The organism is Streptomyces sp. NPDC020362 (genome assembly GCF_040642095.1).
GTDB lineage: Bacteria > Actinomycetota > Actinomycetes > Streptomycetales > Streptomycetaceae > Streptomyces.
In genome coordinates this window covers 1-6638 of the sequence record NZ_JBFAET010000165.1, presented here as the reverse complement: position 1 = coordinate 6638, position 6638 = coordinate 1, and the positions used below count along the sequence as shown (strand labels likewise).

6 protein-coding genes are annotated in these 6638 nt (G+C 71.4%); 3 read left to right on the top strand and 3 right to left on the bottom strand.

What is annotated here, in order from left to right:
• Positions 1 to 235: 235 nt before the first annotated feature.
• Positions 236 to 1063: a ZIP family metal transporter gene (locus tag AB0H32_RS36710; RefSeq protein ID WP_361130150.1), complete on the top strand. Its 828-nt coding sequence runs from the start codon at positions 236 to 238 to the stop codon at positions 1061 to 1063.
• A gap of 228 nt (positions 1064 to 1291) precedes the next feature.
• On the opposite strand, the gene greA is transcribed toward AB0H32_RS36710, so the two are convergent.
• Positions 1292 to 1792, bottom strand: a complete 501-nt coding sequence (gene greA, locus AB0H32_RS36705) for a transcription elongation factor GreA (RefSeq protein ID WP_361130147.1) — start codon at positions 1790 to 1792, stop codon at positions 1292 to 1294.
• 210 nt (positions 1793 to 2002) lie between these two features.
• Positions 2003 to 2401: a DUF4307 domain-containing protein gene (locus AB0H32_RS36700; protein ID WP_361130144.1), complete on the bottom strand. Its 399-nt coding sequence runs from the start codon at positions 2399 to 2401 to the stop codon at positions 2003 to 2005.
• Positions 2402 to 2627: 226 nt separating this feature from the next.
• Between AB0H32_RS36700 and mca the strand changes: the two genes are divergently transcribed.
• Both mca and AB0H32_RS36690 read left to right on the top strand, forming a co-directional pair.
• Entirely contained in the window at positions 2628 to 3488 is an 861-nt protein-coding gene (mca, locus tag AB0H32_RS36695; RefSeq protein WP_361130190.1) for a mycothiol conjugate amidase Mca, read from the top strand.
• Positions 3481 to 3723, top strand: coding sequence for a hypothetical protein (locus AB0H32_RS36690; protein ID WP_361130141.1), 243 nt, complete (start codon positions 3481 to 3483; stop codon positions 3721 to 3723). Before mca ends, AB0H32_RS36690 begins: the two co-directional genes overlap by 8 nt.
• A 108-nt stretch (positions 3724 to 3831) precedes the next feature.
• On the opposite strand, the gene AB0H32_RS36685 is transcribed toward AB0H32_RS36690, so the two are convergent.
• Positions 3832 to 6638 (bottom strand): tetratricopeptide repeat protein (locus tag AB0H32_RS36685; protein ID WP_361130138.1); only part of this gene is annotated, 2807 nt, incomplete at its 5' end.

The window sequence follows — 6638 nt, the reverse complement described above, 5'->3', positions numbered from 1 at the left end:
GTACCTCGCCCATAGATGCGGGTGAAACCCGTCAAGATGCTGTTTTCCGGGAGGTATTGCTTCCTGTGAACCGCTGCGAAGACGACGCTGGAGGGGGGATTGCACCCGCGACACGGACTGGAACGCGCAATGACTTTCCCAAGCTTCGTTGAAGCTGCAACTCCACGACTTGTTAGGTAAGGCTGGCCTGCCTTACGTTCTGTGCGCTTCCTGTGCGCGTCAGACCGGAGTCCCCATGTCCAGTGGCAACATCGCCCTGCTCGGAGCCATTGCAGGCTTCACCATCTACCTCGGCCTCCCCCTCGGCCGCCTCCGTACACCCACACCGCGACTCAAGGCCGGCCTGAACGCCGTTGCCATCGGCATCCTGATCTTCCTCGTCTGGGACGTGCTGGCCCACGCCTGGGAGCCCATCGACGAGGCGCTCGGCAAGCACACCTGGGGAACGGTGGCGTCCGGGGGCTTCACCCTGGTCGCCGGCCTGACCATCGGACTCGCCGGGCTCGTCCACTACGACGGCTGGATCGCTCGCCGCCGCGAGGCCGCCGCCCGGGCCACGGGCCCCGGCGCCGCCGCCTCCGCCGAACTGGCGCCGAAGACCCGCAGCCAGGCGGGCTCGCTCGCGCTGATGATCGCCACCGGCATCGGCCTGCACAACTTCGCCGAGGGCCTGGCCATCGGCAACTCCGCCGCCCAGGGCGAACTCTCCCTCGCCCTCCTGCTGATCATCGGATTCGGACTGCACAACGCCACCGAGGGCTTCGGCATCGTCGCCCCCTTGGCCGCCGAGGGCGAACGCCCGTCCTGGCCCACTCTGGTGTGGCTGGGCCTGATCGGTGGTGGCCCCACCTTCCTCGGCACCCTCGTCGGCCGGCACGTGGTCAACGACACCCTGTCGATCGCCTTCCTCGGCCTCGCCGCCGGCTCGATCCTCTACGTCGTCATCGAGCTGCTGGCCGTAGCCCGCAAGACCGGCCTCAAGACCCTCACCACCTGGTGCATCCTCCTCGGCCTCCTGCTCGGCTTCGCCACTGACGCCGTCGTCACAGCCGCAGGCGCCTGAGCCGGGGTCGTGCAATCGGGCACGAAGCAGCCCGCGGAACGATCCGCAGCCTCGACTGTGACCTGGGAAAGTCTCGGAACGGAAGCTCGGGCTCGGTCCTGATCGTCGTCTTCCGCACCCTGGCGGTCCGCCGGTACCGCTCGGTGACCGCCTGACCGCCCGCCCGCACGACGGCGCCCCCGGTGTCACATGGACGCCGGGGGCGCGTTGCGCATCTGGGGGCCGGGCTCAGCCCGAGTAGGGGTCGGCCTTCAGGATCCGCACCGAGGCCCTCTTGCCGTTCGGCAGCTCGTACTCCGCGTCCTCGCCGACCTTGTGGCCGATGACACCGGCGCCGAGCGGCGACTGCGGCGAGTACGTCTCGATGTCGGCGCTCGCGTACTCGCGGGAGGCGAGCAGGAACGTCAGGGTGTCGTCGACGTCACCGTCGAAGGCGATCGTCACGACCATGCCCGGCGCGACGGTACCGTCCGCGGAGGCCGGAGCCTCGCCCACCTGGGCGTTCTCCAGGAGCTGGGTCAGCTGGCGCACACGGAGCTCCTGCTTGCCCTGCTCCTCCTTGGCCGCGTGGTACCCGCCGTTCTCGCGCAGGTCGCCCTCCTCACGCGCGGCGGCGATCTTGGCGGCGATCTCCGTGCGCGCAGGACCAGTAAGGTACTCAAGCTCAACCCTGAGCTTGTTGTACGCCTCCTGGGTCAGCCAGGTGACGTTCTCGCTGGTCTGGGTCACAGGGTGCTCCTCGTCGGTACTGGGGATACAAATCATCGCCCTACCCAGAAGCATGTTCCCTCTTGGAAGGGCGAAACCACGAGCCTAACAATTCCCCGGCCAAAGGGGGAGGACATAAGCCATCAGAATCTCATCAACGCAGGTCAGGGCCTACGCATTCCGAGTGACAGTGGGCGGTGTCCGGCACCGGCGGGCGGGTTCGGCGGTGGGTCAGCCCGCGTGACAGCCGAGCAGCTCGGCGGTCGTGCCCTTGGCTGTCGTACGGAGCGTGACGACCTTGTCGATGCGCGTGGCCGAACCGGTGAAACGGAAGTCCGCCCGGCCCACCTCGGCACCGTCGGCGCTCTGTGAGCGCAGGGTGCAGTAGCCGGAGGCGCCCGCGTCCTTGTGGACCTCCAGATGCACCCGGACCGCGTCGTCGGACGCGTCGAAGGTGATCACCTGGGCGCTGATCTCGTTCTCCGCCACATAGTGGTAGCCGAAGTAGCCGACGAGGGCGAGCAGGGCCGTGCCGAGCACCGTCCCGGCGATCCTGAGCTTCCGGTCGGCGCGCTCGTCCGAGGAGCGGCCGTAGCGGCCCTCGGGCAGCCGCGTGCTCGCCGTACTCATGCTCGTCCTCCCGGCAGGGTCGGGACCGAGTCCCGAAAACGGGCCCCGGGGCGGGACCCCGGAATTATTCGCCCCCCGATTCGGTCACTATAGAAGCCTGCCGCCCGCCACCCGACCACCGCCCCTCAAGGGACGCCCCTTCGGGGCGGCACCTGTTTGACCGCACCCGAAGAGACCGGGGCGCCGACATACCGAGGATTGAGTCTTGACTGAGCAGCTGCGACTGATGGCCGTTCACGCGCACCCCGACGACGAGTCGAGCAAGGGCGCGGCCACCATGGCGAAGTACGTGTCCGAGGGGGTGGACGTGCTGGTGGTGACCTGCACCGGCGGAGAGCGCGGGTCCATCCTCAATCCCAAGCTGCAGGGCGACAAGTACATCGAGGAGCACATCCACGAGGTACGCAAGAAGGAAATGGACGAGGCCCGCGAGATTCTCGGCGTGGGCCAGGAGTGGCTCGGCTTCGTCGACTCCGGCCTGCCCGAGGGCGACCCGCTGCCGCCGCTGCCCGAGGGCTGTTTCGCCCTGGAGGACGTCGACAAGGCAGCCGGTGAGCTGGTGCGGAAGATCCGCGACTTCCGCCCGCAGGTGATCACCACCTACGACGAGAACGGCGGCTACCCGCACCCCGACCACATCATGACCCACAAGATCTCGATGGTGGCGTTCGAGGGCGCGGCGGACACCGAGAAGTACCCGGAGAGCGAGTTCGGCACGGCCTACCAGCCGCAGAAGCTCTACTACAACCAGGGCTTCAACCGTCCGCGCACCGAGGCCCTGCACAACGCGATGCTGGAGCGCGGCCTGGAGTCGCCGTACGGGGAGTGGCTCAAGCGCTGGGACGAGTTCGAGCGCACCGAGCGCACGCTGACCACGCACATCCCGTGCGCGGACTACTTCGAGATCCGTGACAAGGCGCTGATCGCGCACGCCACGCAGATCGACCCCGACGGCGGCTGGTTCAAGGTTCCGATGGAGCTGCAGAAGGAGGTCTGGCCGACGGAGGAGTACGAGCTGGCGAAGTCGCTCGTCGATACCTCCCTCCCCGAGGACGACCTCTTCGCGGGCATCCGCGACAATGCCTGACATGAGTGCAAGCGTGAGCCTGGCAGTGACGCATCTCGTCCCCCTCGCCAAGGAGGTCGACGAGAACAAGGTCACCCCCGGCGTCCTCGGCTTCATCGTCTTCGCGGTGATGGCCCTGGCCGTGTGGGGCCTGATGAAGTCGATGAGCAAGCACATGCAGAAGGTCGACTTCAAGGAGGCCCCGTCCGGGGAGGAGGCGGCAGCCTCCGGCCGGGGCGAGCCGCAGCAGGGCTGAGACGCCGGGCGACGACGCCGCTCTGCACCTCCCCCGCTGCCGTGAAGGCGTGGGGGACCTCAGGGGCGCCGTCGTGCCCGGCCGCCCCCGCGGCGGGGACCGGCCGGCTCATGGCCGTGCCGGCACCTCCACCCCCATCACCTCCCGGGCGTGGCGGTCCGGGGTCATGTGCAGGCGCCAGGCCTGCCAGCCCGTCTCCAGGCTCACGCCCCGCTCCAGCAGCAGGGCGTAGGCCGGTATCCACTCGCCGAGCTTCTCGTCGCGCAGCGGATGCGCGGCGCGGGACAGCTGGGCCAGTTCCTCCTGGGAGACAGCCGTGCCCACCTCGACCCCGCCCGGTGCCGCGTACGGAAGCAGGGTGCAGCGCAGGAAGCGCGCCCAGTCCTCGCCGCGGCGGTCGCCGAAGGACGTGAACAGGGTCAGCGCCTCGTCGCACAGGGACAGTGCCTGCTGCATCCGGGCGTTGCCCGCGTCCACCACCGCCAGCTCCAGGCAGGTCCAGGCCTCGCCGTGGGCGACGCCGATGCGCTGGAAGTCGGCGCGGGCGTCCACGAGCAGCTGGCGGGCGAAGCCCGAGTTGCGCAGCGAGCCGGTCTGCGCGGCGCGCTGGTCGCGGGTGGCCCGGGCCGAGTGGTGGCGGGCGCAGGCGAGGCCGTAGACGTCGCGCATCCGGGAGAACATCTGCCGGGAGCGTTCCAGGTCGCGGACCGCCTGGGCCAGCTCGCCGGTCTCCTCCAGGGCCTGGCCGAGGTAGTACAGCGTCCAGGCCTCGCCGCGCGCGTCCTCGTTCTCGCGGTGCCGGGCCGCCGCCTGGCGCAGGGCGTCGACGGCGGGGGAGGCGTCGCCGTCGACCAGTCGCGCCCGGGCCAGCTGGGTCAGTGCCCAGGCCTCCCCGCGGGCGTCGTGGGTGCGGCCGTAGCGTTCCAGGGCCGCCCGCAGCTCGGTCTGGGCGCGCGGTACGTCGCCCAGGCGCAGCGCCAGCTGCCCGAGCTGGAAGTGGGCCCAGGCCTCCCCGTGCAGGGAGCCGCCCTCGCGGTGCAGGACCAGGGAGCCGGTGAGCAGGTCCAGGGCCTCGGACAGGCGGCCGCGGTCACGCTGGACCGCGGCCAGCGCGTGCATCGTCCAGGCCCGGTCCGTCGCCAGCTCCTCGGCCGCCTGCAGGTCCAGGGCCTCCTGGAGCCTTGCCGCCGCCTCGGTGAGACTGCCCTGGTGGTGCAGGGTGATCCCGAGGGAGCACAGCGCACGGGCCGCGCCCGCGTCGTGGTGGGCCTCCCGGTAGAGGTCCACCACGGAGGCGAGGGTGGCGCGCGCCTTGTCCAGCTCGCCCAGCTGGCGGGCCGCGATGCCGGTGCGCCACTGCACCGAGCGCACCAGCAGGCCCTGGTCCACGGCCTGGGCGAGCTCGCTGATCTCGCCGAGCCGGTACAGGTCGCCGCGCAGCAGGCAGTAGTCGCACAGCGCGCCCAGCAGGTTCTGCACGGCCGCCTGGTTCACGCCCTCGGCCTGGCGCAGGGCCGCCGTGATGAAGCTCGACTCGTCGTCCAGCCAGCGCAGCGCCTCGTCCAGCGAGGTGAAGCCGTGCGGGCCGAACCGGTCCGAACGCGTCGACATGTTGCCGTCGACCAGCCGCAGCACCGAGTCGGCCAGCTCCGCGTAGTTCACGATGAGCCGCTCCTGCGCGGCCGTGCGCTCGGCCGGCTCCTCCTCGTCCAGCAGACGGCCCTGGGCGAAGGCCCGCACCACGTCGTGCAGCCGGTAGCGGCTGCCGCGCACATGGTCGATCAGTCCGGCCTGCGCGAGAGCGACCAGATGCCGGGTGGCCTCCGGCTCGTCGGTGGCCAGCAGGGCGGCGGCCGCCGCCGCGCCGAGCGAGGCCCGGCCGGCCAGCGCGAGTCTCCTCAGCAGCCGGCGCGTGGTCTCGGGCTGGTCGGTGTAGCGCAGCCACAGTGCCCGCTCCACCGGTTCCACCGGGCCGTACGCGCCCAGGTCCGTGGCCAGCTGCCGGGGCGAGCGCGGGCCCAGCGCCGAGCCGACGACGCGCAGGGTCAGCGGCAGCCCCCCGCACAACTCCCGGATCAGGTGGGCGGATTCGGCGTCGTACGGCCCCGAGGCGTCCTCGGCGGCCGTCTTCAGCAGTTCCTCGGCGCCCGCCGCGTCCAGTGCCTGCACCGGCAGGTGGTGCACCCACGCCGGCAGGTCCCCGGGCAGCTCCAGGGGGGTGCGGGCGGTGACCAGGACCAGGCTGTCGGAGCGCTCCGGCACCAGGGCGCGCACCTGCTCCGGGTCCGAGGCGTCGTCCAGCACGATCGTCACCGGCAGACCGGTCAGATGCCGGTGGTACAGCTCGCCGAGCCGCTTGACCTGCTGGTCGGGGGAGGAGCGCTCACGGAACAGCAGCTGCTCACGGGGTGCGCCGAGCCGGTTGAGCAGATGCAGCAGGGCGTCCCGGGTGGGCAGGGGCGGCCCCTCCCGGCTGTCGCCGCGCAGGTCCACGACGACGGCGCCCCGGAAGTGGTCCCTCAGCTCGTGCGCCGCGCGGACCGCGAGCGTCGTACGGCCCGAGCCGGGTTCCCCGTGCAGGACGACCACCGTGGGCCGGGTCTCGGTGGCCGCGCGGGCCGCCTGCGCCCACTGCCTGAGCCGCGCCAGCTCCTGACGGCGCCCGGCGAACGGGCCGTCCGGCTCCGGCAGTTGGCCGAACGACTGCTCCAGCACCGTACGCCTGCGGGCCGCCGCGCTCCGGTCCGAGCCGCGCAGCGACGGGCCGCCCTGCTGCTTCGGGCCCGTGGAGGCGCTGAGCACCCGCTGCTGGTCGAGGAACGGACGGATGCCGCGCACCTCCAGCGCGGTCAGCCACTGCAGCCGCAGCTGCTCGGGGCCGCCGGGCTGGCCGGCCGCCCCCGCGCGGTGGTGGG

Excerpts from the sequence above, each read along its gene's own strand:
- AB0H32_RS36700 (WP_361130144.1), bottom strand. The coding sequence starts at position 2,401 with ATGAGTACGGCGAGCACGCGGCTGCCCGAGGGCCGCTACGGCCGCTCC.
- AB0H32_RS36690 (WP_361130141.1), top strand. The coding sequence starts at position 3,481 with ATGCCTGACATGAGTGCAAGCGTGAGCCTGGCAGTGACGCATCTCGTC.
- mca (WP_361130190.1), top strand. The coding sequence starts at position 2,628 with ATGGCCGTTCACGCGCACCCCGACGACGAGTCGAGCAAGGGCGCGGCC.
- AB0H32_RS36710 (WP_361130150.1), top strand. The coding sequence starts at position 236 with ATGTCCAGTGGCAACATCGCCCTGCTCGGAGCCATTGCAGGCTTCACC.